The sequence below is a fragment of the Duganella sp. 3397 genome, from assembly GCF_031456625.1.
Lineage (GTDB): Bacteria > Pseudomonadota > Gammaproteobacteria > Burkholderiales > Burkholderiaceae_D > Rugamonas > Rugamonas phyllosphaerae.
In genome coordinates this window covers 53,182-78,136 of sequence record NZ_JAVDVB010000011.1, presented here as the reverse complement: position 1 = coordinate 78,136, position 24,955 = coordinate 53,182, and the positions used below count along the sequence as shown (strand labels likewise).

Here is a 24,955-nt window from a genome sequence, read left to right as displayed (position 1 = left end):
CGTCATCCGGAGGGGCAATGGGCAGTTTTTCGCACACGGCAGGCAGCAGAACCTACCAGTTCCGCGACCTGAAGGAATTGATGGCGAAGGCCACGCCCCTGCGCTCCGGCGACGCGCTGGCCGGCCTGGCCGCCGCCAGCGCCGAAGAGCGGGTGGCTGCGCAAATGGCGCTGGCCGACCTGCCGCTGCGGCTGTTCCTCAACGACCTGGTGGTGCCGTACGAGGACGACGAAGTCACGCGCCTGATCATCGACGACCACGACGCCGCCGCCTTTGCGCGCATTGCCCACCTGACAGTGGGCGACTTTCGCAACTGGCTGCTCGGCGACGCTGCCGATACCGCCGCGCTGACCGCCGTCGCCGCCGGCATCACGCCCGAGATGGCGGCGGCCGTTTCAAAAATCATGCGCATCCAGGACCTGGTGCTGGTGGCGCGCAAATGCCGCGTGGTCACGCGCTTTCGCAACACTATCGGGCTCGAAGGCCGCATGGCCACCCGGCTGCAGCCGAACCACCCCACCGACGACGCCACCGGCATCGCCGCCAGCCTGCTCGACGGCCTGCTGTACGGCAGCGGCGACGCCGTCATCGGCATCAACCCGGCCACCGACAACGTGCCGCAGGTGATCAAGATCGTCACCATGCTCGACGAAATCATCGACCGCTATGCCATTCCCACCCAGTCGTGCGTGCTTACCCACGTCACCAACACCATTGCCGCCATTGAGCGCGGCGCGCCGGTGGACCTGGTGTTCCAGTCGATTGCCGGCACCGAGGCGGCCAACACCAGCTTCGGCCTCAACCTGGCCTTGCTCGACGAAGCGCGCCAGGCAGCGTTGTCGCTGGGGCGCGGCACTGTCGGCGACAACGTCATGTACTTCGAGACGGGGCAGGGCAGCGCATTGTCGGCCAATGCCCACCACGGCGTCGACCAGCAGACCTGCGAGGCGCGTGCCTACGCGGTGGCGCGCAAGTTCAAGCCGCTGCTGGTCAACTCGGTGGTCGGCTTTATCGGTCCCGAGTACCTGTACGACGGCAAGCAGATCGTGCGCGCCGGGCTGGAAGACCATTTCTGCGCCAAGCTGCTCGGCCTGCCCATGGGCTGCGACGTCTGCTACACCAACCACGCCGAGGCCGACCAGGACGACATGGACATCCTGCTCACCATGCTGGGCGCGGCCGGCTGCACCTTCGTGATGGGCATTCCCGGTTCCGACGACATCATGCTCAACTATCAGACCACCTCGTTCCACGATGCGCTGTATGCGCGCCGAGCGCTGGGTCTCAAACCAGCGCCGGAGTTCGACGCCTGGCTGAAGCACATGCAAATTTTCACCGATGACGAGCGCACCACGCTGGGCCGGGCCATGCCGCCATCGTTCCAGCGCGCGCTGGCGCAACTGACCTGAGGGCGACATGAGCGAGCTCGAACCCCACGATGGCGCCGACCAGGTCCAGGAGCAGGGCCTGGTGGTGGACAATTCCTGGGCCGCGCTGCGCCGCTTCACGGCTGCGCGCATTGCGCTCGGGCGCACCGGCGTGAGCCAGCCTACCGCGCCGCAGCTGGAGTTCCAGCTGGCCCATGCGCAGGCGCGCGACGCCGTGCACCAGGCGCTGGACGTGGCGCCGCTGCTGGCCGGCCTCGCCAAGCTGTGTGGCCAACCGGCGCTGTCGCTGCACAGCGCGGCAGCGAGCCGCGACATCTACTTGCAGCGGCCCGACCTGGGGCGGCGGCTCGACGATGCCTCGCGCGAGACATTACAGCAGCAAGCCAGGGCGGACGACGGTTTCGACCTGGCGGTGGTGGTCGCCGACGGCCTGTCGGCGCTGGCGATCGAACAGAACGTGCTGCCGTTCCTGGCCTGCCTGGCGGCGCGCCTGGCGCCCGAGTCGTGGACCCTGGCGCCGCCGGCGGTGGTCTTGCAGGGCCGGGTGGCGGTGGGCGACGAGGTGGGGCAGTTGCTCGGCGCGCGGGCGGTGCTGGTGCTGGTGGGCGAACGCCCGGGCCTCAGTTCGCCCGACAGCATGGGCTTGTACCTGACCTGGGCGCCGCGCGTGGGCCTGACCGACGCCAGCCGCAACTGCATCTCGAACGTGCGCCCGGCGGGCCTCGGTTACGAGGCGGCCGCGTTCAAGTTACACTACCTGCTGTCCGAAGCGCGCCGGCGCCAGTTGTCCGGGGTGGCGCTCAAGGATGAAACCGCAGGCAGCGACTCAGCGCTGTCCGCATCGCCCCGTAACTTCCTGCTCGAATAGCCAACTTCAATGAGTCGCACTACCCGACTTTTCCAGCTGATGGACGCGCTGCGCGGCTATCGCCGTGCCGTCACCGCCGCCCGCCTGGCCGAACAGCTGGGCGTATCCGAGCGCACCATCTACCGCGACATCCAGACCTTGTGCAGCCTGGGCGCGCCGCTCGAAGGCGCGGCCGGGGTGGGCTATTGCCTCAAGCCCGGCTTCTTTTTGCCGCCACTGATGTTCAGCATCGACGAGCTCGAAGCACTGGTGCTGGGCGCACGCTGGGTGCGCGGCCAGGGCGACGCCGCGCTGGCAGCCGCCGCTCACACCGCGCTGGCCAGGATCGCCGCCGCCACGCCCAGGGACTTGCGCGATGACATGGCAGAAACCAGTTTATGGGTACCACTGGGCATGGAGCGGCCGCAGGTCGACGACCGCCACGTCGGGCCGGTGCGCGAGGCGATCCGCTACCAGCACCGGCTGCGCATCGGGTATTGCGACGAGCACGGCCAGCCGTCGGAGCGCATGGTCTGGCCGTTCGCGCTGGCGTTTTTCGAGGGCAAGCGCCTGCTGGCTGCGTGGTGCGAGCTGCGCGCCGGTTTCCGCCATTTCCGCATCGACCGCATTGCCACGGTCGAGACCACGCGCGAGCGCTATCCGACCCGGCGCCACGAGCTGCTGACCACCTGGCGCCGCGAGCACAATATAGCCCCCGACTCCTGACAGAAACTGGCGCAGTGCGCCGCTACCATCGTGGCTCTTCTTCACACCCACCGGAGCCCGCATGCGCTTGTACCACCACCCGATCTCGTCCAATGCCCGCCGCGTGATGATGGCCGCCATCCACCTGGACGTGCAGCTCGATCTGACCGAAATAAACCTGATGGACGCGGGCGACCGCCACCGCCTGGCCGCGCTCAATCCGAACGGCATGCTGCCGGTGCTGCAGGACGGCGAATTCATCCTGTGGGAATCGTGCGCGATCATGCAATACCTGGCCGACACCACGGCGGGCGGCGAGGCCTTGTACCCGCGCGACCCGGCGCAGCGCGCCGACGTCAACCGCTGGATGTTGTGGGCGTGCCAGCACTTCGCGCCGGCCGTCAGCGTGCTGGCCTGGGAAAATATCTGGAAGGGCATGACCGGTGGCGGCGCCCGCGATCCGCTCGAAGTGGCGCGCGGCACCGTCGACCTGACCCGTCATGCGGCCGTGCTGGACCGGCACCTGCGCGCCCATGCCTGGGTTGCCGGCGATGCGCTGAGCCTGGCCGATCTCGCGCTGGCCGCGCCGCTCATGTACACCGGGCCGGCCCGCCTGCCGCTGGACGGCTACATCTATCTCGCGGCCTGGCACGCGCGCATTCGCCAATTGCCGGCATGGCGCCAGACCGAAAAAGATTGGGAAATGGAAACGAATGGTGCGCTTGTGTGAAGTGGCGCACGGAACGTGCCACGCAGCGCTGCTATAGTTCAGTCATCTCCTCTGGAGGAGATCCCTAGTTTTGGACTTCGCCCGCTACCCAGCGGGCTTTTTTTTGCCTACATCATCAGCACCGAGTACAGCGAGCGTACCTCCTCGGCCGATTCGAGCATGATGGTGTGCAGCGAACCGTCGCCGATCAGGAAATCGATGGTGCGCGCGCCCTGTTCGCTGATGTTGGCGCGCGGCTGGTACAGCGGCGACGGCACCGGCGCCAGGTCGTTGGCCAGCAGCAGCGTGTCCCCCAGAGTTTCCGGCGGAATCGCGCGCAATCCCGTCCACATCGCCTCGATGGCCTGGAACACGCCGTCGGGCACGCCCAGGCGCGTCAGCACGCCACGGCCGATCTCGATCTCGCCATGGTCTACCCACTCTTCCGGCTCGCCGTCCATGATCTCCGGGTAGTCGCCGGCGCACGACAGCATGTAGAAGCCTGCCACCTCGTGCATGATGCCGGCGAACAGCGCGGTTTCAGGATCGAGGCGGGTGACGCGGCGCGCAATCACCTGCGAGAGCGCGGCCACGTGCGCCGTGTGTTCCCACAACTGGTTGATTTGCCGCTTGAGGGCAGGATTGGTGACTTCGCTGCCGATCTGGCGCACGATCAGGGCTGCCACCAGCGATTGCAGCGTGCGCACGCCGAGGCGCTGCACGGCGTTTTTAACGCTGGTGATCTCGGTACCGGAGCGGTTGTAGGCAGCCGAGTTGGCAATCGCCACGCTGCGGGCTGCCAGCAACGGGTTTGCCTGGATGAGCCTGGCTGCCGCGTCGGCGTGGCAGTCGGGATCGTTCAACGCCTGCTGCAACCGCAGTGTGGCGTTGACATTGGCGGGGAAAGTCAATTCCCCGCGGCCAGCTTGTTCAGCGATGGCCTTGAATGCGTCGAGTCTGTCCATCGCAAAAATTATACGCGCAATATTGCTACGTAGAACTTTTGTGTAAGAATTTTATTCTTCGCTGAAAATCGCGTCGTAGCCATCGGTATTGTCCATGCCTTTGAGCTCGTCCACCAGCCCCAGGTCTTCCAGCTCTTCCACCGCGTTCATGTAGCTGTTGGGCTTGGTCGCGCCGATCAGGCGGAAGATTTCGCCTTCTTCATTGCGCACGCCGATCAGCAGCTTTTCCAGGCGCACTTCGTCCTCGTGGGCGACATTGAGCAACAGGTTGCCGATGATGTGTTTGTCGAATTTTGCCGGCGTGACGCCGTCGATCAGAGCAGTTTTCAAATGATTTCCTTGGTTGGGTCGGTGTTGGGCGCGCAAGTGTCGGCGCCGGCCATGACGGCATTCTTAAGCCTGGCGAGATTTTTTTCAAGGGCCGCGTAATCGTCGTCGCTGTAATCGGCAAACATTTGCCGCCCCATCGACACCATCGCCGGAAACGCGGTGTGAAACGCAGCCTCGCCGGCGTCGGTCAGCCGCACGAAAAACGAGCGCTTGTCGCAGTCGCTGCGGGTACGCTCGACCAGGCCTTTTTGTTCCAGCCGCTCGATCACGCCGGTCATGGTGCCCTTGGTGATCAGGGTTTTATCGCCCAGCTCCTTGTACGACATGCCCGGCGTATTGCCCAGCGTGGCGATGATGTCGAACTGCGCATGGGTGAGGCCGCAGGCGCGCGCGTGTTCCGCCGACCTGCGCTCGAAGCTCTGCATGCACTCGGCCAGCAGCCGGACACTTTTCAAATATCGTTCGCCCATGGGCCGTGATTATAGCTGGTTCGCAATTTGCAGCCGGGGCGGGTACTATACGGGACTTCCATTCATGCCCCTGCGCGCCGATGTCCTTTGCTAACCTGTCCGGCCTGGCCCGCCAACGGCCGCTGCGCGTGCTGCTGGTCAACGCGGGCGAGGCCGATGCGCTCACCTGGGCCGGCCTGGTGCAGCCGCTGCGCATGGCCGCCGCCATGCTGGGCCGTGATGCCTTCCAGCTTGAAACCATGACCCCGGCGCAAGTGGTGCTGGCCCAGCCCGGCTGGCACATCGCCTTATTGGTCGCCGACGATGCCGACCGCACCATGGCGCCGGAGCTGGCCCGCGCCGTGATCGAGCGCATCCGCAGCGCCGAATACTGGGGCGGCGTGGGCGCCGGCGTGCTGTGGCTGGCGCTGGCCGGCGTAATGGCCGGGGTGCGGGTGGCGCTGCCGTGGGCGCTGTACGGCGACACCGAGAGCATCACCGACCGCGCCATCCTGACCCAGCACTTGTTCGAGCTCGACGGCCGCCACCTGAGCTGTTGCGGCGGCGCCGCCAGCATCGATTTTGCGCTGACGCTGGTCGAGCACCTGTGCGGCGCCACCGTGCAGGCGTCGATCAAGGAAAACCTGTGCATCGAGCGCGTGCGCAGCCACGACGAGCGCCAGCGCATCGCCCTGCAAGCGCGTTTCGGCGCGTTGCAGCCGCGCTTGTCCGAGGCGGTGACGCTGATGGAGACCAATATCGAGGAACCGCTGTCGACTGACGACATCGCCAACCTGGTGGGCCTGTCGCGGCGCCAGCTGGAGCGCCTGTTCAAGCAATACCTCGACAGCCTGCCGTCGCGCTACTACCTGGAACTGCGCCTGCAACGCGCGCGCCAGCTGCTGCTCGAGACCAACCACTCGATCGTGCAGGTGGGGCTGATGTGCGGCTTCTCGTCGGGGTCGCATTTTTCCACGGCGTTCGGGGCGCTCTTCGGTAATACGCCGCGCGAGGAACGCCAGCGCAAGCTGGCTAATTGACCATAATTTCTTGCTAAGCTTTCCCTATGGCCAAAAGTGAAAAACCTTGTCGCCATTAGAAAAGAGTTTTAGCATGCCGTTTTTTATAATGGGGCCTGCGGCACGTTGCCGCGCGCACCCACACGGAACACTTTTAATAGGGAATGCCATGAACGCCAAAGATACGACCGTAACGACCCGTCCTGTGACTCGTCAGACTTTTGATGAAGTCCTGGTGCCGACCTATGCACCGGCAGCGATGGTTCCGGTCCGAGGATCTGGCCTGGACCTGTGGGACCAGAATGGCAAGCACTACCTGGACTTCACGTCCGGCATCGCCGTCAACTCGCTCGGCCACTGCAACCCGATCGTGGTCGAGGCACTGACGCGCCAGGCCAACACCCTGTGGCACCTCGGTAACGGCTACACCAACGAGCCGGTGCTGCGCCTGGGCCTGGCCCTGACCGAAGCCACTTTCGCCGACCGCGCCTTCTTCTGCAACTCCGGCGCCGAAGCCAACGAAGCGGCCCTCAAACTGGCCCGTAAATACGCGCACGCCAAGTTCGGCCCGCACAAGTCGCGCATCGTCTCGTGCCTGCAGTCGTTCCACGGCCGCACGCTGTTTACCGTCTCCGTCGGCGGCCAGTCGAAGTACACCGAAGGCTTCGAGCCGCTGCCACCGTCGATCGATCACATCGCCTACAACGACATCGAAGCGGCGCGTGCATCGATTACCGATGACGTGTGCGCCGTGATCGTCGAGCCGCTGCAAGGCGAGGGCGGCGTGGTACCGGGCGACAAGGCCTACCTGCAAGCGCTGCGCGAGCTGTGCGACCAGACCGGCGCGGTGCTGATCTTCGACGAGGTGCAGTGCGGCATGGGCCGTACCGGCGACCTGTTCCACTACATGACTTACGGCATCACGCCTGACGTGCTCACTTCCGCCAAGGCGCTGGGCAACGGCTATCCCGTCGCTGCCATGCTGACCACCAACGAACTGGCCGCCACCCTGGGCGTGGGCAGCCACGGCACCACCTACGGCGGCAACCCGCTGGCCGCAACCGTGGCCCTGACCGTGCTGGAAACCATCAACCAGCCCGAGTTCCTGGCGCGCGTCAAGCAGGCGGGCGACAAGCTGCGCGGCACCATGGAACAACTGATCGCCGACTACCCGCAAGTGTTTACGCTGGTACGCGGCGCCGGCCTGCTGCTGGGCATGGTGGTCACCGATGCCTGGAAAGGCCGCTCGAAAGACATCCAGAAAGCGGCCGAAGCCAATGGCCTGATGGTGCTGATCGCCGGCATGGACGTGCTGCGCCTGGCGCCGGCCCTGATCGTCAGCGACGAACAGATCGCCGAAGCGGACCGCATTCTGCGCGTGTCGATTGATGGTTTGCTGTAGGCGTAAGCGGGAATAATCGTCACCCTCAGATCCGTCATCCTCGCGCACGCGGGGATCCATAGAGCGCGTGAGTTGTGCAAACGTTCCATGGATCCCCGCTTTCGCGGGGATGACGGCTTTTCGGTCCCGGGTTTCTACCCTGGCCTGTGCTGTGCATCATGTGCATCACCCAAGGAGTAAATATGTATGTAGTCCGTCCGGTCGAACTAGCGGATATCGACGCCCTCGAGGCGCTGGCCGCAGTGCCCATGCCGGGAGTGCATACCCTGCCCAAGACGCGCGAGAAAATCCTCGCCATGATCGAGGGTTCGATCGCTTCCTTTGCCGCCCAGGTCGATATCGCCAGCGAGGAATCGTATTTGCTGGTGCTTGAAAACCTCACCGACCACAGCATCGCCGGCACCGCCGCCATCTTCGCTGCAGCCGGCTCCAACGGCACTTATTTTTCGTTCCGTAACGACGTCATCCAGCAGGTCTCGCGCGATCTTAATATCAGCCACAGCGTGCACGCGCTCACGCTGTGTTCGGAGCTGACCGGCTACTCGCAGCTGTCGAGCTTTTACGTGGGCGAGCGCGAACAGGGTTCGGCCGAAGCGGCGCTGCTCTCGCGCGCGCGGCTGATGTTTGCCGTGCTGGCGCCGCACCGCTTTTCCGACCGTTTCTTCGTGCCGCTGGCCGGCGTTACCGACACCAACAGCGGCTCGCCGTTCTGGGATGCGCTGGGCCGCAAGTTCTTCCAGATGGATTTTCTCGATGCCGAACGCGTGATCGGCGGCGCCCGCAACCGCACCCTGATCGTGGAGCTGATGCCGCACTACCCGGTGTACGTGCCGCTGCTGCCGGGCGACGCCCAGGCGGCCATGGGCCAGATCCATCCGTCGGGCGAACTGGCGTTTAATTTGCTCACCGCCGAAGGCTTCGAAGCCGACGACTACATCGACATCTTCGATGGCGGCCCGATTTTGCAGGCCCATAAAAATTCGCTGCGCACCTTTACCGGCGCGTTGCAACGCCGCGCCACCGTGGCGCTTGACGCGCGCGACCGCGGCCGCGAACCGCCGGTGCGTTACGCCATCTCGTCCGGCACCGAACACAATTTCCGCGCCGTGATCGCCGACTGCGCCGCGCTCGAAGCGCAAGTGACCGTGGCCCTGCCGGCAGAGGTGCTGGGCACGCTGAACATCGCGGACGGCGACACCGTCATCTGCGTCCGACTCTGAGACTGGACCATCTATGCTAGTAGTACGCGCCATCCAAGCCGACGACCTCGACGCCCTGTACGTGATGGCCACGCAGGTCGGCAGCGGCATGACCACCTTAAAGCCCGACATGAAGATGATGGGCGACCGGCTCGATATCGCGGTCGCTTCGTTTGCCGAAACCATCGCTCCCGAAAAGCGCGACTACATGTTCGTGATGGAAGACACCGACACCGGCCGCCTGGCCGGCGTGTGCGCGATCAAGGGCGCGGTGGGCCTGAACGAACCGTTTTATAACTACCGCATCGGCACCCTGGTGCACTCGAGCCGCGAGATCGACGTATTTACCCGCATGGAAACGCTGTACCTGTCGAACGATCTGACCGGCAGCACCGAACTGTGTTCGCTGTTCCTGCATCCCGACTACCGCACCGGCAACAACGGCAAGCTGCTGTCGAAAAGCCGCTTCCTGTTCATCGCCCAGTTCCCGCACCTGTTTACCGAAAAACTGATCGCCGAGATGCGCGGCTACCAGGAAGAAAATGGCCGCTCGCCGTTCTACGAAGGCTTGGGCCGCCACTTCTTCAAGATGGATTTCGATCACGTCGATGCGCTGACCGCGGTCGGCAAAAAATCGTTCATCGCCGAGCTGATGCCGCGCCAGCCGTTGTACGTGGCCTATCTGCCCGACGACGCACAAGAGGTGATCGGCAAGGTCCACACGTCCACCGCGCCGGCGCGCCGCCTGCTTGAACAGGAGGGCTTGTATTTCGAGGGCTACGTCGACATCTTCGATGCTGGCCCGGTGCTGCAGGCGCGGGTGTCCGAGCTGCGCGCCATGCGCGACAGCGTGCTGGCGCAGGTTGGCGCCGCTGCCGTGCCGGACGCCGCGTGCGCCACGGTGCCTGAACCGGAGCCAGTGCTGGTGTCGAATACCGCGCTCCACGATTTCCGCATGATCCTGTCGCAGACCGCGCCAGTGAATGGCGCCGTGGCGCTGTCGGCAGCGGAGCAGGATGCGCTGCGCTGCGCCGACGGCGACGCCGTGCGCACCCTGTCGCTCAACTCGAGGAAATATCCCCATGTTTAATACGCTGAACAACCCCCTGAGCAATGTACTGAGCAATTTCGTTGGCGGACGATGGTCGGTCGGCGCTGGCGCCGAACTGGTGACCGTCGATCCGTCGAATGGCCAGCAAACCTGGGCCAGCCGCGAATCGACGCCGCAGGATGTCGATGCCGCCTGCAGCGCCGCCCAGGCCGCGTTCGAAGCCTGGGCGTTGACGCCGCTGGAAGAGCGCATTGCCGTCTGCCTGCGCTTCCGCGACCTGTTGAAGCAGGATGCGGAAGAACTGGCGGCGCTGATCGCCGAAGAAGTGGGTAAACCATTGTGGGAAGCGCGCACCGAAGTGACCACCATGGCCAACAAGATCGACATCTCGGTGCAGGCCTATAACTCGCGCACCGGCCACACGCAGAACAAAGTCGCCGATGGCGAAGCGGTGCTGCGCCACCGTCCGCACGGCGTGTTCGGCGTGTTCGGACCATATAACTTCCCGGGCCACCTGCCCAACGGCCATATCGTGCCCGCGCTCATCGCCGGTAACACGGTGGTGTTCAAACCGAGCGAATACGCGCCGCGCACGGCCATCAAGACCGTGCAGTTGTGGGAGCAGGCCGGCTTGCCGGCCGGCGTGATCAACCTGGTCAACGGCGGCCGCGAAACCGGCATCGCGCTGGGCCAGAATCCGAGGCTCGACGGCGTGCTGTTTACCGGCAGCTGCCCCACCGGCACCGCACTGCACAAGCAGTTCGGCGGCCAGCCGGGCAAGATGCTGGCGCTGGAAATGGGCGGCAACAACCCGCTGGTGATCTGGGATGCGAAAGATATCGATGCGGCCGTGTTCATGGCCGTGTCGTCGGCGTTCATTTCGGCCGGCCAGCGCTGCACCTGCGCGCGCCGCCTGATTGTCCAGCAAGGCCCGGCGGGCGATGCGCTGCTTGCGCGCCTGGTCGATGTGGCCAGCCGCCTGACGGTGGGCGCCTCGAACGCGGAACCGGCGCCGTTCATGGGGCCCGTAGTCTCGGCGGCGATCGCCAGGCGGCTGGTACAGGCGCAGGAGGACATGGTGGCCAAGGGCGGCGTCAGCCTGCTCAACATGCGCCACCTCGACGAGAACACCGGCTTTGTCACGGCAGGTATCGTCGATGTGACCGATGCCGAGAATATCCCCGACGAAGAGTGGTTCGGTCCCCTGTTGCAGGTGATCCGCGTGGCCGATTTCGACACCGCGATCCGCACCGCCAACGCCACCGAATTCGGCCTGGCCTCGGCGCTGATCTCGAATGACGAAAACCTGTGGAAGATTTTCCAGGTGCGCGCGCGTGCCGGCATCGTCAACTGGAACCGCCCAACCACCGGTGCGGCCAGCACCGCGCCGTTCGGCGGCGTGGGCAAGTCGGGCAACCATCGCCCGAGCGCCTACTACGCGGCCGATTACTGCGCGTACCCGGTCGCCTCGATCGAAAACCCCGCACTGGAACTGCCGGCCAAGCTCTCGCCCGGCATGCACTTCTAAGGAAGCGCCATCATGCCCGCACGCGAATTCAACTTCGATGGCCTGGTCGGGCCGTCGCACAACTACGCCGGCCTGTCGTTCGGTAACGTCGCCTCGTTCAACAACGTCAAGAGCGCGTCCAATCCCAAGCTGGCCGCCTTGCAGGGCCTGGCCAAGATGCGCGCACTGGCTGCGCGCGGCTTCGGCCAGGCCGTGATGCCGCCGCAGGTGCGTCCCAACTTCCGCCTGCTGCGCAGCGTGGGCTTTACCGGGACCGACGCCGAAGTGCTGACCAAGGCCGCGAAGGAAGCGCCAGTCATCCTGGCCAGCGCTTATTCGGCTTCGCCGATGTGGACCGCGAATGCCGCGACGGTGAGCCCGTCGGCCGACAGCGCGGACGGCCGCGCGCATTTCACCGCCGCCAACCTGAACAACAAATTGCACCGTGCGTTCGAGCACATGCAGTCGGCACGCAGCCTGCGCGCCATCTTCGCCGATCCGAAACACTTTGCCGTACACGACGCGCTGCCCGGCACCCCGGCGTTCGGCGACGAGGGCGCGGCCAACCACACGCGCTTTGCCAAAGATCATGGCAGCGCTGGCGTGGAGGTGTTCGTGTATGGCCGCACCGAGTTCGATGCCTCGGCGCCGGCGCCCAAGCGCTTTCCTGCGCGGCAAACCCTGGAGGCTTCACAGGCGGTCGCGCGCCTGCATGGCTTGTCGCATGAGCGCACCGTGTATGTGCAGCAGAATCCCGACGTGATCGACCAGGGCGTGTTCCACAACGACGTGATCGCGGTCGGCAACGGCAATGTGCTGTTCTACCACGAGCAGGCGTTTGCCGACGAAGCGGACGCCATCGAACGGCTGCGCCGCGCGCTGGGCGAGGTAGGAGCAGAATTCAATCCGATCCGCGTGGCGACGTCGCAGGTGGCGGTGGCCGATACCGTGGCCAGCTACCTGTTCAACAGCCAGTTGCTGACCAAGGCCAGTGGCAAGATGGCGCTGGTGGTGCCGCAGGAATGCCAGGAAAACGCCGCGGTTGCGCGCTACCTGGAAGGCCTGCTGGCGCAGAATGGCGCCATCGACGAATTGATCACGTTCGACCTGCGCCAGTCGATGCGTAACGGCGGCGGCCCCGCGTGCCTACGCCTGCGCGTGGCGCTCACCGAGGCCGAAAGCCAAGCCATGCACCAGGGCGTGGTGATGACCGAATCGCTGTATCACACGCTGGTGGCGTGGGTGGAAAAACACTACCGCGACAGCCTGTCACCCGACGACCTGGCCGACCCGCAGCTGGCGATCGAGGTGCGCACGGCGCTGGAGGATTTGAGCCGTATCCTGAATTTGCCGGACCTGTACGACCTCAGTTAGCGCCCGATCCTTCTGGTACAGGCGCGAAGTTTTAAAAGCTGGTCTAATACCGCATCACCACCGGCATGAGCACCTGCCGCGCCGCCATAAGCGGTTCGGCGTGGGCCTGCGAGAACTACCCAAAATACCTAAAATACCCGTTACGTATTGGAGAACAAACAATGAAACAAACACCACAAGACCTGCGCGCCGAGACGCTCGCATCGATCAACGCCAGCCAATCTGCGAGCACCAATGCCCAGGTTCCGGCCCTGATCGGCGCCTGGCTTGCAGCCCTCGACGACGAAGACCTGGCCGGCACGCTGCCCGCCAGCCTGGCGCCGGTCTTGATGGAAGGTTTCAGCAAAGCGGCCACCCGCACCGGCGCCGGCGCGCAAGTGGTCACGCTCCCTTACGATGACGGCCGTGGCGGCAAAGCCACCGCGCTGCTGGTCCTCAACGACGACATGCCGTACCTGGTGGACTCCATCGTCATGGCCATGCGCAAGCTGCACATCGTCGCCAACGGCGTGATGAACGCCGTGCTGCCGGTGGCGCGCAACGCCGACGGCGTGGTCACCAGCGTCGGCCAGGCCGGCGACAAGCTCGAATCGTACGTGCTTTGCCTGCTGGCCGAAGACCTGCCTGCCGCCGAACTGGGCGCGCTGGTCGGCCGCATCCAGATGGTCTCGCGCGACGCCGCCGTGGTCCGCCGCGACAAGGCCGCCATGCTGGCGCACCTGGCCCGCATTGGCGCCGAAGCTGCCGCCATCGGCGAAGAAGGCAAGGAAGTTGCCGCCTTCCTCGACTGGGCGCGCACCGAAGGCTTCGAGCCGTTCGGCTACGCCTACTACCAGGTCAAGCCGGGCGTGCGCGAACTCGAACGCGACATCCCGAGCCGCATCGGCGTGCTGCAAGATACCGCGCACCCGGTCTACGGCACCTGCCTGGCCAACATCCCCGGCGACTTCGACACGCTGTCCAAGCGCGCCCATACGCTGTCCATCGTCAAGGCCGACGTGGAAGGCACGCTGCACCGCGACGCCCAGCTCGACTTCATCGGCATCCGCCACACCGACGCGCAGGGCGCGATCCTCGGCGAATACTGCTTCGTCGGTTTGTTCACCCGCGCCGCCACGTCCACGCCGCTGAACCGTCTGCCGTTCGCGCGTGGCCGCGTGGCCAAGGTGCTGTCGATTGCCGGCGTGCGCCAGGAAGGTTTCCGCGCCGAGAAATTCATCGAGATCCTCGAATCGCTGCCGCGCACCGAAGCGCTGGAAGCCGATCCGCAATGGCTGGCCGAGGTATGCGGCGCCGTGGTCTCGCTGTACAAGCAGCCGCGCACCAAGGTGTTTGCGCGCCGCGACGTGTATGCGCGCCACCTGAACGTGCTGGTGTACCTGCCGCGCGAGCGTTACAGCAACAGCGTCGCCTCGTCGCTGGCCCGTACCCTGCAATCCACGTCCGGCGCCAACCACGTCAGCCTGCAAACGCTGGTGGCCGACGGCCCGCTGGCGCGCGTGTACCTGATCGCCCACGGCGCCCGCTACCCGCTCGACCTGGAAACCGACATCCAGCAGCCGCTGGCAGGTGTGCTCGACGGCTGGCACGACAGCTTCTCGCAATTGGCCGACACCGTGCCGAACGAGCCGGTACGCGCCCACTTGCGCAAGATGTGCGCCACGCTGCCGGTCGATTACGTGGCGGCCACCACGCCGGTGGCCGCCTTCCAGGATCTGCAAACCATCCTGCACAACACCGATCCGTCGCGCGTCGATGTGCGCGTGGAGAATTCCAACGGCGGCACCTCGATCCGACTGTACTCGGTGGACCAGGTCCCGTCGCTGTCGATCATCCTGCCGGCGCTGCATAACGCCGGCGTGACCATCGACCGCGAACAATCGCACTCGCTGCGCATCGACGGCCAGCGCCGCTACGTCACCAGCCTGTCGGTCGATTCGGCCAGCGCAGCCAGCCTGTCCAAGCCGGGCGTGGTGGTGGTGGCCGAAGACCTGTTCTCGGCCCTGTTCAACAACGAAGCCGAAGATGGCCGCCTGAATGGCCTGGTCATCGAAGGCGGCTTGAGCGTGCGCGAAGTGCAGCTGGTGCGCGCCTACATGAGCTACTGGCGCCAGACCGGCACCCAGTTCTCGGTGCGCTACATCGCCGAAACCCTGCGCAAGCAGCCGGCGTTCGTGAAAGAACTGGTGGACGTGTTCCTGCGCCGGTTCGATCCGTCGCTGGCCGTTGCCACCCGTACCGAAGCGATGGACAAGCTGGCCGACATCAAAACGCGCCTGCCATCGATTAACCACGCCGACAGCGAAGAGGTACTGGGCGCGCTGGCCAACCTGATCGCCGCCACCCTGCGCACCAACTACTTCCAGAACGACCAGAAGGGCGACAAGATCATCTTCAAGTTCGACACCAGCAACCTCACGCTGGTGCCGGAACCGCGTCCATACCGCGAGATCTACGTGTTCTCGCGCCGTTTCGAGGGCCTGCACCTGCGCGGCGGTCCGGTCGCGCGCGGCGGCTTGCGCTGGTCCGACCGCATGGAAGACTACCGCACCGAAGTGCTCGGCCTGGTCAAGGCCCAGATGGTGAAGAACGCCGTGATCGTGCCGGCCGGCGCCAAGGGCGGATTCGTGTGCAAGCAGATGCCGAAAGACGCCGTGCGTGAAACCATCGCTGCCGAAGGCGAAGCAGTCTACCGCCTGTTCATTTCCAGCCTGCTGGAAGTGACCGACAACCGCGTGCTGGGCAACATCGTGCCGCCAGCGGACACGGTCTGCTACGACAGCGCCGACCCGTACCTGGTGGTCGCTGCCGACAAGGGCACCGCAACCTTCTCCGACATCGCCAACAGCATCGCCGTGCAGCGCGGCTTCTGGCTCGGCGACGCCTTTGCCTCGGGCGGCTCCAACGGTTACGACCACAAGAAAATGGGCATCACCGCCAAGGGCGCGTTCGAAGCCGTGCAGCGCCACTTCTACGAAATGGACCACGACATCCACACCACGCCAACCTCCATGGTCGGCGTGGGCGACATGTCGGGCGACGTATTCGGCAACGGCGCGCTGCTGTCGCGCAAGCTGAAAATCGTCGCAGCGTTCGACCATCGCCATATCTTCCTCGATCCTAACCCGGACCTGGAGCAGTCGTTCGTCGAGCGTGAGCGCATGTTCGCGCTGCCGCGTTCCTCGTGGGACGACTACAACAAGGAACTGATCTCGGCCGGCGGCGGCGTGTATCCACGCACCGCGCGCACCATCGCACTGTCGCCGCAAATCCGTGAAGTGCTCGACATCGAAGAGACCTCGCTGCCACCGGAAGAGCTGATGCACCGCATCCTGAAAGCGCCGGTGGACCTGTTCTACAACGGCGGTATCGGCACCTACATCAAGGCATCGACCGAAACCCACGCGCAAGTCAAGGACCGCGCCAACGACAACATCCGCGTCGATGGCAACCAGCTGCGCTGCAAGGTCGTCACCGAGGGCGGCAACCTGGGCGCCACGCAGGCGGGCCGGATCGAGTTTGCGCTGGCCGGCGGCCGCATCTTCACCGATGCGATCGACAACTCGGCCGGCGTGGATTGCTCCGACCATGAAGTGAACGTCAAGATGTGGCTGGACGTGGAAATGAACGCCGGCCAGCTGAGCGAAGCGGACCGCAACCACACGCTCAACCTGATGACTGCCGATATCGAACGCCTGGTCCTGCGCGACAACACGCTGCAAACCCATTTGCTGGTGCGCGAAGCGCAGGCGCAAACCGAACCGGCAGTGCAGGACGGCTACGCCCACCTGATCGCGTTCCTGGAAGAAGAGGGCGCGCTGTCGCGCGACCTCGAGCAGCTGCCGACGGTGGCCGAACTGGCGCGCCGCAAAGCCGATGGCCGTGGCTTGACCACGCCGGAACTGGCAGTGGTGATCGCCAACGTGAAAAACCGCTACAAGCGCATCCTGTCGGCGCTGCCGCTGACGGAACACAGCTGGGCCGAGTCCATGCTCAAGCCGTACTTCCCCGAGCTGATGGTCGCCACCCGTCCTGCGCTGGCGCACCCGCTGGCCAACGCCATCCTGGCCACCGTGCTGGCCAACGAGTCGGTCAACCGCTGCGGTCCGCTGATGCTGCGCGAGCTGGCTGGCGAACATGGGGTTGACGAAACCGACGTGATTCAAGCCTGGGGCCAGGCCTGGTCGGCGCTGAACCTGGCGCCGGTGTTTGCTGTGCTCGACGCCGACGCGCTCAAGATCCCGCGCGCCGTCTCGATCAAGGTCGATGGCCGCACCCGCGTGCTGCAACGCGCCGTGATCGAAGGTGCATTGACCGTGCCAGCCGATCAGCTGCGCGGCGGCGTGGAAGAACTCACGCGCCTGTTCGACCAGCCCGAGTCGCTGACCCAGCTGACGCAACTGACGCCGGCTGACGGCCAGTCCGACGCCGAACTGACCACCGGCCTGCACCCTGAATTCGTCCAGGCGTGGAACGCGGTCGATGCCATCGAAGCGGTGGCGGCGTTCGTGTTTGCCGCGCTGTCGGTGCAGCGTCCGGCGGGCATGGACTTGCCGGCCTTCCTGCAAATCGGCCTGGCGCTGCGCACGCAAGTGGGCATCGACGTGCTGGAACGCGGCCTGAAACTGCCGGCGGCGAACCGCTCGCAGGAGCAGCTGCGCAACTACGCGCAAAACGCCCTGCGCCGCACCCAGCAACGCCTGCTGTCCAAGGTGCTGCAACACGCCACCGGCGGCCATTCGGCCACCGAAGCGGTGGAACTGGTGGCCAACACGCTGGGCCTGTCGGGCTACGCGCAGCCGGCCGACCTGGAACAGGCGATGCTCGACGTGTGGGCGTTGTCGGAGGCGGTCAACGCCGCCAATACGGCAGGCGCCACCCTGCTGGCGGCGTAAGCGCATGGCTGGCGACCGCACTCCAGCGTCGGCTGCGCTGCCTGCCCTGTTGCCAGAGCCTGTGCGCGCGCTGGCGCAAGCGGACTTCGGCGCGGTCGCGCAGCGCTTCAGTGCGGCCGGCTTCGCAGTCGCGCAGCCGGCCGACGGTGTCCTGACCATCAAGGGATCAGGCGAGCGGCCCGCGCTCCTGATTTCGGTGGGCGTGCACGGCGACGAGACCGGACCGATCGAAATGGTCGCGTACCTGCTCGACGCCCTGTCGCGCGAGGCGGGCAAGCTGGCGGTGAACCTGATGCTATGCGTCGGTAATATCGGCGCCATCCGCGCCGGCAAGCGCTTCATCGACGCTGACCTGAATCGCATGTTCCGCGCCGAGCGCGGCTCGCTGGCAGGTACGGCGGAAGCCACTCGCGCCGACCAGCTGATCGCCGCCACCACCGATTTCTTCGGTGACGCGGGGCCGGAGCGCTGGCACCTGGACCTGCACACGGCGATCCGGCCATCGGTCTATCCGACTTTTGCCATCGTCCCGGAGCTCATCGCCGAGCAGCCGCGCCGCACCCTGATCGACTGGCTCGGTGCGGCCGGCATCGGCGCCGTGATCATGAATCCGGCGTCGGTGGGCACTTACAGTTACTACTCGGCCGAGCACCACGGCGCGGCCGGCACCACGGTGGAGCTGGGCCGCATCGGCACCCTGGGACAGAACGACCTGGCGCAATTCGTCGACGCGTCGCAAGCGCTCGACGACCTGCTGCGCGGCGCGACCACCTCGGGCGCCGGCCGCCAGCCGCACATCTTCAACACGGCGCGCCAGATCATCAAGCTGAGTGACCAGTTCCGCATGGCGTTCGGCAAGGAGACCCACAATTTCACGGCCATGCAGCAGGGCCAGGAAATCGCCCGCGACGGCGACACCGTGTACACGGTGCAGCACCCGGAAGAACTGGTGGTGTTTCCCAATCCCGATGTGCGGGTGGGTTTGCGCGCTGGGTTGATGGTGGTGCGAGTAGCCTGATCCCGAGGTTTAATCGAGCAGTGCCTGCGCGCCATACAGCAGTGCGCAGGCAAGCACTGTCGTCAGCCACACCCGCCACGCGCTGCGGGTGGCAAACACCCACATCACGTACAGCGTGTAGAACGTAAAGCTCAGCAGGCTGCCGGCCAGCACGCCCTCCGCGCGCGAGACGCCCGGAAGCCACGGCAACGCCAAAGCCAGCACGGTCGACAGCAGCGCCGTCAGCACGTAGCCACCGAATCCCGCCAGCACGAACCTGCCCGCCACTTCCCAGCGATAGCGGGCGCTCACGCTCGTCGTTTTCGTACTCATCGCTTTTCCTTCCGCCGCGCCTGTTGCACATGCCGCGCCATCACCGCCAGCATGACGCCAAACGCCAGCGCCACCAGTTCGACGCCGGCCCGCTGCCAGTCGCCGGCCGCTGCATACCCCAACAGGTGCTGGCCAGTCGTCACGTAGTTCAACAGCGGCAGCGCGAAGCACAGCACCGCGCCGGCGGCCAGTTGCTCGATCCAGGCGCGCATGAAGGGACGTGCCAGCGCATGCAGCAGGGTGGCAAGCCACAGCCACAGGAAGGCGCGGATCTCCCACACCGCGCGGTCCGGCCACTCTGCTGGCCACTGCGCGGGCAGCAGCCGGTTGGCATAGAAGTAGCCGATACACGCGACCGCGATACCGGCAATCGCCGCCACGTTGAGCGCTTCGATCAAGCGATAGACGCCGGCTGTGGCGCGGCCGAATTCCTGCTCACTTTTCTTGCGGCGCTTGACGCAAAACAGGATGGTGCCGGTCGCCATCATGGCCGTGCCGAGCAGGCCACTGACAAAGTACAACCACTTCATGCTCCAGCCGCCAAAGCGCACCAGGTGCAGCGCTTTTAATACCTCGTGGACGTCGGCGCTGGTGGTCGGCTGGTCCACGCGTGGTGTCTTGACGTCGATGACGGCGCCGGTCACGCCGTCGAACGCCACGCTCGACAGGGTGCTGGCGATGGTCTCTGCTCGGTGGTCGTCGGCGGCGCCGAACACGCGCACGACCATGCCGGTGCGACCCGGCTGCTCGATCAGAACGCGGCGTGCGGGGCGGGCCATCAGGTTTTCCGCCTGCGGCACCAGCAGCGCCAGGTCGTGCATGGTCGCCGGTGCGCCGCCGCGTGGTCGTCGTGCAGGTTCCTTGCCATCGAGCTCGGACTGGTAGCGCTGGTAACCGTCGTCCCCGTACACCGCTTGCAGCGGCCAGGGCATGTAGCTGGTGTAGAAGAACGCCAGCCCGGTATAGACGATCATGAACAGGAACGGCAGCGCCAGCACCGCCGTGGCGTTGTGGGCGTCGAGCCATGATCTCTGGCCCTTGCCGGGCCGGAAAGTGAAGAAGTCCTTGAAGATGCGCTTGTGGACCACCACGCCGGTCACCAGCGCCACCAGCATGCACATCGACGCCCAGCCCACCAGCCAGTAACCTGGCGTGTCGGCCTGCAGCATGTAGTGGAACGACATGAAGTGGCGCCCGCCCTCGGTCTTGCGGCTCGATGCCTGCTCACCGGTGAGCAGCGCGCCGTTGGCCGGGTCGAGTGCGACCGGGCCGCCGCCTTGCCAGACCAGCAGCACCGGGCCGCCGTTCTCGCCCGGCAGTTCGATGCGCCAGAAGCGCGCCTTGCCGGCGTTGGCTGCCAGGTGGGCGGTGGCTGCGCGCAGCACGGCTGCGCGGTCGCCCGATGCGGCCTGCTGCACCACCGGCCGCGCTTCCATCCACTGCGTGATCGGCTGGCGGAAGACCGCCAGCGTCCCGGTGAGGAAAATCGCGCACAGCACCCAGCCGGCTGTCAGGCCGCACCAGGTGTGCAGCCATGACATCTGCTGACGAAAACCGTTTTTCATCACGAACCGGACTCCCGGACGATCAGAAGCTGCCGCGCATGGTCAGCATCACGTTGGCCGGGTCGCCGTAGTAATTGGCGTTCACAAAGCTCGACAGGGTGCTGTAATAGCGCTTGTCGAACATATTGTTGAAGTTGAGCGTGGCCGACCAGCGCGAATTGATCTGGTACTTGATCATCGAATTCCACACCGCGCGGCCACTGACCACCGCCGACTGCGCGCCGATGGTGCGGTAGCTCATGCTTTGGGTGTTGACGCCACCGCCCACGGTGAAGTCGCGCAGTGCGCCGTCAGGCTGGTACGTGGTCCACAGGCGCAGCATGTGCTTGGGCGTGAAGCTGTTGAAGGCCAGGCCGCCGCTGTTGACGTCTTCCAGGTACTTGGTGCGGTTGAAGGTATAGCCGGCGAAGATGTTCCAGCGCTTGGCCAGTTCACCGCTCACTTCCGCATCCACGCCCTGGCTGCGGACCTTGCCGGTGTCGATGTAGCAGTAGTAGTCGCTGCGGCAGGTGGGACTGGTGCTGAAGTCTTCCTGCGCGCGGTTTTTCTGCACCACGCGGAACAGCGCCAGCGACGTATTCAGGCGCCCGTCCAGCAGCTCACCCTTCACGCCGGCCTCGTAGTTGGCGCCCACCAGCGGTTTCAGGGCTTCGCCCGATTCCTTTTGCTCGTACTGCGGCGAGAAGATGTCGGCATAGCTGGCGTAGGCGTTCCAGGTCGGGCTGATCGCGTAAATCAAGCCAGCGTAAGGCGCCAGCTTGGCGTGCTCGCCCTGGTTGGTGGTCGATACCGACGGCGCGCGGCCGGTGGTGGTGGTGTCCCACACGGTGCGCGACCAGCCCACGCGGCCGCCGATGACCAGCTTGAGCGGATCGGCCAGTTGCAGCCGCACGGCGGTGTAGGCGCCGATTTCACGCGACTTGCCCAGCCGCGCTTCGCGCGTGGTCTGGTAGATGAAATCGTCGGAAGGTTCGGCAAAGTCGGGGTTGAAGCTGTTGATGTCGTAGGTGTAGTAGTTGCTGCTCACGCCGTAGATGGTGCTCGCCTCGGCGTAGGAGTAGGTCACGCCGGCCACCACTTCGTGGCGGCGGCCCAGCGCGTCGAACTTGCCGGTGATGTTGGCGTCCACGCCCGAGAGCTTGTTCTTGGCGATGGTGTTGGAGGCGCGCAGCGCGCCGCGATTGGTGGTCGGGTTGATCGCCACGCCGGAGCCGGCGTACTTCATGTCGTTCTTTTCCTCGATGTAGGCGGTGCTCACCTTCAGGGTCCAGTCGTCGTTGAAGTAGTGGGTCAGGTCGGCAAAGGCGCCGCGGTTGCTGTTGTCCTGGCGGTTCCAGGTCGCGCCCAGAAACGTCGAGCGTGGCAGTTCCAGGTCGCGGCCATTGGTGTAGCGCGGCAGGCCGTTGAGAAACGGGCGGCCTTTCACTTCTTCGGAACTGAGCGCCAGGTTCACCGTGGTTTGCGGCGAGAGGTCGGCTTCTAGCGTGGCGAACAGGGTGGGGCTGCGGCGGTCGGCGTAGTCGATGAACGATTTCTTGTCCTCGTAGTCGGCCACCACGCGGGCGCGTACCTTGCCGTCGTCGCTGAGCACCCGGCTGGCGTCGAGCTGCAGGCCGTAGTTGTCCCACGAGCCGGCCTTGGCCACCACGGTGGTGGCGTCGGTGGACAATGGGCGCTTGCGCACCAGGTTCACCGCGCCGCCCGGATTGCCCGCGCCCTGCAGCAGGCCGGCGGCGCCACGCAGCACTTCCACCCGGTCGTACACGGCGGTGCCGGCATTGAGATTGCTGGCGCGCCCGTACATGCCGCGATTGAGCGGCACGCCGTCGTACTGCACCGTGGTCAGGTCGAACCCGCGCGAGTAGATGTACTTGCCGCCCTGCGGGCTTTGCTGGATGGTCACGCCGGTGGTGCTGGCCAGGGTGTCGTACACGGTAGTGAGGGCCTGCTCGTCGAGCAGCTGGCGCGTGACCACGCTGATCGATTGCGGGATGTCCTTCAGTGCCTGCTCGCCCTTGCCGATGCTGACCGCGCGCGTAGTGTACGAACCGGTGCCTTCGGTGGTGGGGCTGGCCTGGGCCGTGACGGCGACCGTCGCCAGGGTTTGCACGGCGGCGTCTTCGCGGCGCTGGGGACGAATGGTGATCACGGTGCCGTCGATATCGGCGGCCAGGCCGCTGCCGGTCAGCAGCATGTGCAGCGCATCGCGCGCGGTCATGCGGCCGTTGACGGCCGGCGCAGTTTTACCGGCCACCAGCGCCGGCTGCACCATCAGTTCCAGGCGGGTCTGGCGCGCCAGCGCGTCGAGCGCAGGGGCCAGCGGCTGGGCGCCGATGCGAATCTCGACGGCGACCGCCGCCGATGGCGATGGCGCGGACTGGGCGTGGGCGCCGGCGGTGCTAAAGGCGAGGGCGATGGCCAACGCCAGTGGCGCGGGCTGAAAAGTGAAACGGGACATGCGTTCTCCAGAGGTTGAATAAGAATCCTTCTCATGTAGACGCATGGTGACGCAGAACCCCAACCCCGTTTGCAAAAATATTTAAAAAATTATTGGGCGCGCGTAGAAACGATCTCGGTGACCGCGCCTTCGCGCCGCAACGCCACCGGCAGCACGCGCGGCAGCACGCGGCGGAAGTTCTCCAGCCGGTGCGGGTCGAACGTGCCGGTCACGCGCAGGGCCGCAACATCGGCATCGCGCACCAGCAGGCCGGTGCTGCCGTAACGGCCGAACTCCGCCAGCACCTGGGCCAGCGGCGTGTTGTCGAAGGTGATGCGGCCGTCGCGCCATGGTGCGATGCCGGCTTCGGCCACCTGGCCGATCAATCCCAACCGGCCGTTGGCGTCTGCCGCGATGCGCTGGCCCCCGCGCAGTTCCATCACCGGCGAACCGGCGCCGCCGGCCACGCGCACGCGGCCTTCCTCGACCTGCACCCGGATTTCTTCGGCGCCCGGAATCTCCGGCGTGTGGCGCACCGAGAAGCGGGTACCCACCACCGTCACGCGCACGGCGCCGGCCAGCACTTCGAACGGGCGCGCCTGGTCGCCCTGGACATGGAACACCGCCTGGCCGCCGAGCAGGCGCACCTCGCGCCGCTCGCGGTACAGGGCCACGGCGACGCGGGTGTCGGTATCGAGGCGCAGCGTGCTGCCGTCGGGCAGGGTGATGTCCTGCTGCTGGCCGCGCAGGGTGCGAAAGTCGCCCGCGTACAGCGGTTGCTGTTGCCAGCGGTTCCAGGCCAGGTAGCCGCCGCCGGCTGCCGATAGCGCGACCGTGGCCAGCGCCGCCCGTGGGGCAATGGCGGCCACACCCGCCAGCCAGTCACGCCTGCCGCGCGATGCCGGGGTACTGGCGCACTTCGCCGCTGCCAGGTCCGCCGCCAACTGGCGCCGCAGCTGCGCGATGCCATCGACCGGCAGGTCGTCGAGCTGGCGCCAGTCGCCGTGCCAGCGCGCCAACGCCGCGCGGTGGGCCGGATCGGCTTGCAGCCAAGCGTGGAACGCGGCTTCTTCGGCAGCCGTCAAGGCGCGCTGGCGACGGGCGAACCAGTCCAGCGCCTGCTGATCGACGTCGCTCAAAGGATTAGGGGATGACGGGCTTGGGCTCATGGCAAAGTCATGGGGATATCGATGTAGACGCGCGAGTTGGCGCCAGCCCAACCCCGGGCGGCGAATAATTCATTCATGCGGTGGACTTTCGGCGCAGCGGCGGCACGCCTGCATGGCATGCTTGATATGGCGCTCGACCATGGTTACCGAAATACCCATCTGCTGCGCCACCGCCGCCTGCGACAGGCCGTCGAATTTATGCAGGATGAAGGCTTCGCGGCAGCGCAGCGGCAGCTCGCCGATCACGGCCAGCATCGCCGCCACGCCCTGGGCGGACATGGCGGCGGTTTCGGGTTCGAGGGCGGCCGGCGCGGCCAGCGTATCGAGCGCAGTGAAGTTGGCGTCGCCGTCGCTGGCGTGCACGTCATAGCAATCGTGGTCAGCACCGACGCCGCGCACCGTGTCGCGCCGGTGCTGGTCGATGACCAGGTTGCGCGCAGTGCGGTAGAGCAGAGCGCGCGGTTCGGCGATGGTCACGCCGTCCTGCTGCATGGCCAGCACGCGCGCGTAGCTTTCCTGCGCCAGGTCGGCGGCAGCCTCGCGGTTGTTCACCGCGCGCGACAGGAAATTGAGCAGTTCTCGGTAGTAGCGTGTTACCACATAGGTCCAAAGCC

Annotated in this window: 20 protein-coding genes; 12 read left to right on the top strand and 8 right to left on the bottom strand. The window is 65.8% G+C overall.

Annotated features, from left to right (window positions below; genetic code table 11):
* Positions 1 to 17 precede the first annotated feature (17 nt).
* The 4 genes from J2X54_RS24795 (at position 18) to J2X54_RS24780 (ending at position 3,670) form a co-directional block, all read left to right on the top strand.
* Positions 18 to 1,409, top strand: a complete 1,392-nt coding sequence (locus tag J2X54_RS24795; RefSeq protein ID WP_310184437.1) for an ethanolamine ammonia-lyase subunit EutB — start codon at positions 18 to 20, stop codon at positions 1,407 to 1,409.
* A 7-nt stretch (positions 1,410 to 1,416) separates the two neighbouring features.
* Positions 1,417 to 2,256, top strand: a complete 840-nt coding sequence (eutC, locus tag J2X54_RS24790) for an ethanolamine ammonia-lyase subunit EutC (RefSeq protein WP_310184436.1) — start codon at positions 1,417 to 1,419, stop codon at positions 2,254 to 2,256.
* A gap of 9 nt (positions 2,257 to 2,265) precedes the next feature.
* On the top strand, positions 2,266 to 2,961 hold the full coding sequence (locus J2X54_RS24785; RefSeq protein WP_310184435.1) for a YafY family protein: 696 nt from the start codon (positions 2,266 to 2,268) through the stop codon (positions 2,959 to 2,961).
* 61 nt (positions 2,962 to 3,022) lie between these two features.
* Entirely contained in the window at positions 3,023 to 3,670 is a 648-nt protein-coding gene (locus J2X54_RS24780) for a glutathione S-transferase family protein (protein ID WP_310184434.1), read from the top strand.
* A 107-nt stretch (positions 3,671 to 3,777) separates the two neighbouring features.
* On the opposite strand, the gene J2X54_RS24775 is transcribed toward J2X54_RS24780, so the two are convergent.
* From J2X54_RS24775 to J2X54_RS24765, 3 genes are read right to left on the bottom strand one after another with little or no spacing between them, the layout of a single operon-like run.
* Entirely contained in the window at positions 3,778 to 4,614 is an 837-nt protein-coding gene (locus J2X54_RS24775) for an HDOD domain-containing protein (RefSeq protein WP_310184433.1), read from the bottom strand.
* A gap of 51 nt (positions 4,615 to 4,665) precedes the next feature.
* Positions 4,666 to 4,944: a hypothetical protein gene (locus J2X54_RS24770; protein WP_070249249.1), complete on the bottom strand. Its 279-nt coding sequence runs from the start codon at positions 4,942 to 4,944 to the stop codon at positions 4,666 to 4,668.
* The gene (locus J2X54_RS24765) at positions 4,941 to 5,414 is read right to left on the bottom strand and encodes a MarR family transcriptional regulator (protein ID WP_310184432.1); all 474 of its coding nucleotides are present in this window, start codon (positions 5,412 to 5,414) and stop codon (positions 4,941 to 4,943) included. The genes J2X54_RS24770 and J2X54_RS24765 overlap by 4 nt, the downstream gene beginning before the upstream one ends.
* Positions 5,415 to 5,494: 80 nt before the next feature.
* On the opposite strand from J2X54_RS24765, the gene J2X54_RS24760 reads away from it, so the two are divergent.
* From J2X54_RS24760 to J2X54_RS24725, 8 genes are all read left to right on the top strand, one after another.
* Positions 5,495 to 6,433, top strand: a complete 939-nt coding sequence (locus J2X54_RS24760) for a helix-turn-helix domain-containing protein (protein WP_310184431.1) — start codon at positions 5,495 to 5,497, stop codon at positions 6,431 to 6,433.
* Positions 6,434 to 6,581: 148 nt separating this feature from the next.
* Positions 6,582 to 7,814 carry an acetylornithine/succinylornithine family transaminase gene (gene astC / locus J2X54_RS24755; protein ID WP_310184430.1) on the top strand — a complete coding sequence of 411 codons (1,233 nt, stop codon included), beginning with the start codon at positions 6,582 to 6,584 and terminating at the stop codon, positions 7,812 to 7,814.
* Between the two features lie 182 nt (positions 7,815 to 7,996).
* Positions 7,997 to 9,034, top strand: a complete 1,038-nt coding sequence (locus J2X54_RS24750; RefSeq protein WP_070249245.1) for an arginine N-succinyltransferase — start codon at positions 7,997 to 7,999, stop codon at positions 9,032 to 9,034.
* A gap of 13 nt (positions 9,035 to 9,047) precedes the next feature.
* Positions 9,048 to 10,103 carry an arginine N-succinyltransferase gene (astA, locus tag J2X54_RS24745; RefSeq protein ID WP_310184429.1) on the top strand — a complete coding sequence of 352 codons (1,056 nt, stop codon included), beginning with the start codon at positions 9,048 to 9,050 and terminating at the stop codon, positions 10,101 to 10,103.
* A complete protein-coding gene (gene astD, locus J2X54_RS24740) occupies positions 10,096 to 11,592 on the top strand; it encodes a succinylglutamate-semialdehyde dehydrogenase (protein WP_310184428.1) in 1,497 nt (498 codons plus the stop codon). Before astA ends, astD begins: the two co-directional genes overlap by 8 nt.
* Positions 11,593 to 11,604: 12 nt before the next feature.
* Positions 11,605 to 12,945 carry an N-succinylarginine dihydrolase gene (gene astB / locus J2X54_RS24735; protein ID WP_310184427.1) on the top strand — a complete coding sequence of 447 codons (1,341 nt, stop codon included), beginning with the start codon at positions 11,605 to 11,607 and terminating at the stop codon, positions 12,943 to 12,945.
* Positions 12,946 to 13,106: 161 nt separating this feature from the next.
* On the top strand, positions 13,107 to 17,840 hold the full coding sequence (locus J2X54_RS24730) for an NAD-glutamate dehydrogenase domain-containing protein (protein WP_310184426.1): 4,734 nt from the start codon (positions 13,107 to 13,109) through the stop codon (positions 17,838 to 17,840).
* 4 nt (positions 17,841 to 17,844) lie between these two features.
* On the top strand, positions 17,845 to 18,858 hold the full coding sequence (locus J2X54_RS24725; protein ID WP_310184425.1) for a succinylglutamate desuccinylase: 1,014 nt from the start codon (positions 17,845 to 17,847) through the stop codon (positions 18,856 to 18,858).
* 9 nt (positions 18,859 to 18,867) lie between these two features.
* On the opposite strand, the gene J2X54_RS24720 is transcribed toward J2X54_RS24725, so the two are convergent.
* The 5 genes from J2X54_RS24720 to J2X54_RS24700 all read right to left on the bottom strand — a co-directional run bounded on the left by J2X54_RS24720 (position 18,868) and on the right by J2X54_RS24700 (position 24,941).
* Positions 18,868 to 19,170, bottom strand: a complete 303-nt coding sequence (locus J2X54_RS24720) for a DUF3649 domain-containing protein (protein ID WP_070249239.1) — start codon at positions 19,168 to 19,170, stop codon at positions 18,868 to 18,870.
* A complete protein-coding gene (locus tag J2X54_RS24715) occupies positions 19,167 to 20,735 on the bottom strand; it encodes a PepSY-associated TM helix domain-containing protein (RefSeq protein ID WP_310184424.1) in 1,569 nt (522 codons plus the stop codon). The genes J2X54_RS24720 and J2X54_RS24715 overlap by 4 nt, the downstream gene beginning before the upstream one ends.
* A 22-nt stretch (positions 20,736 to 20,757) precedes the next feature.
* Positions 20,758 to 23,193, bottom strand: coding sequence for a TonB-dependent siderophore receptor (locus J2X54_RS24710; RefSeq protein WP_310184423.1), 2,436 nt, complete (start codon positions 23,191 to 23,193; stop codon positions 20,758 to 20,760).
* 89 nt (positions 23,194 to 23,282) lie between these two features.
* A complete protein-coding gene (locus J2X54_RS24705; protein WP_310184422.1) occupies positions 23,283 to 24,341 on the bottom strand; it encodes a FecR domain-containing protein in 1,059 nt (352 codons plus the stop codon).
* 69 nt (positions 24,342 to 24,410) lie between these two features.
* Positions 24,411 to 24,941, bottom strand: coding sequence for a sigma-70 family RNA polymerase sigma factor (locus tag J2X54_RS24700; protein ID WP_310184421.1), 531 nt, complete (start codon positions 24,939 to 24,941; stop codon positions 24,411 to 24,413).
* Between the last annotated feature and the right edge of the window lie 14 nt (positions 24,942 to 24,955).

What these genes read in the sequence shown, in the direction of transcription:
- J2X54_RS24765 (WP_310184432.1), bottom strand. Translation starts at nt 5,414, where the DNA reads ATGGGCGAACGATATTTGAAAAGTGTCCGGCTGCTGGCCGAGTGCATG.
- J2X54_RS24750 (WP_070249245.1), top strand. Translation starts at nt 7,997, where the DNA reads ATGTATGTAGTCCGTCCGGTCGAACTAGCGGATATCGACGCCCTCGAG.
- eutC (WP_310184436.1), top strand. Translation starts at nt 1,417, where the DNA reads ATGAGCGAGCTCGAACCCCACGATGGCGCCGACCAGGTCCAGGAGCAG.
- J2X54_RS24785 (WP_310184435.1), top strand. Translation starts at nt 2,266, where the DNA reads ATGAGTCGCACTACCCGACTTTTCCAGCTGATGGACGCGCTGCGCGGC.
- J2X54_RS24715 (WP_310184424.1), bottom strand. Translation starts at nt 20,735, where the DNA reads ATGAAAAACGGTTTTCGTCAGCAGATGTCATGGCTGCACACCTGGTGC.
- J2X54_RS24795 (WP_310184437.1), top strand. Translation starts at nt 18, where the DNA reads ATGGGCAGTTTTTCGCACACGGCAGGCAGCAGAACCTACCAGTTCCGC.
- astB (WP_310184427.1), top strand. Translation starts at nt 11,605, where the DNA reads ATGCCCGCACGCGAATTCAACTTCGATGGCCTGGTCGGGCCGTCGCAC.
- J2X54_RS24760 (WP_310184431.1), top strand. Translation starts at nt 5,495, where the DNA reads ATGTCCTTTGCTAACCTGTCCGGCCTGGCCCGCCAACGGCCGCTGCGC.
- J2X54_RS24780 (WP_310184434.1), top strand. Translation starts at nt 3,023, where the DNA reads ATGCGCTTGTACCACCACCCGATCTCGTCCAATGCCCGCCGCGTGATG.
- J2X54_RS24705 (WP_310184422.1), bottom strand. Translation starts at nt 24,341, where the DNA reads ATGAGCCCAAGCCCGTCATCCCCTAATCCTTTGAGCGACGTCGATCAG.
- J2X54_RS24710 (WP_310184423.1), bottom strand. Translation starts at nt 23,193, where the DNA reads ATGTCCCGTTTCACTTTTCAGCCCGCGCCACTGGCGTTGGCCATCGCC.
- astD (WP_310184428.1), top strand. Translation starts at nt 10,096, where the DNA reads ATGTTTAATACGCTGAACAACCCCCTGAGCAATGTACTGAGCAATTTC.
- J2X54_RS24720 (WP_070249239.1), bottom strand. Translation starts at nt 19,170, where the DNA reads ATGAGTACGAAAACGACGAGCGTGAGCGCCCGCTATCGCTGGGAAGTG.
- J2X54_RS24775 (WP_310184433.1), bottom strand. Translation starts at nt 4,614, where the DNA reads ATGGACAGACTCGACGCATTCAAGGCCATCGCTGAACAAGCTGGCCGC.
- J2X54_RS24725 (WP_310184425.1), top strand. Translation starts at nt 17,845, where the DNA reads ATGGCTGGCGACCGCACTCCAGCGTCGGCTGCGCTGCCTGCCCTGTTG.
- J2X54_RS24730 (WP_310184426.1), top strand. Translation starts at nt 13,107, where the DNA reads ATGAAACAAACACCACAAGACCTGCGCGCCGAGACGCTCGCATCGATC.
- astA (WP_310184429.1), top strand. Translation starts at nt 9,048, where the DNA reads ATGCTAGTAGTACGCGCCATCCAAGCCGACGACCTCGACGCCCTGTAC.
- astC (WP_310184430.1), top strand. Translation starts at nt 6,582, where the DNA reads ATGAACGCCAAAGATACGACCGTAACGACCCGTCCTGTGACTCGTCAG.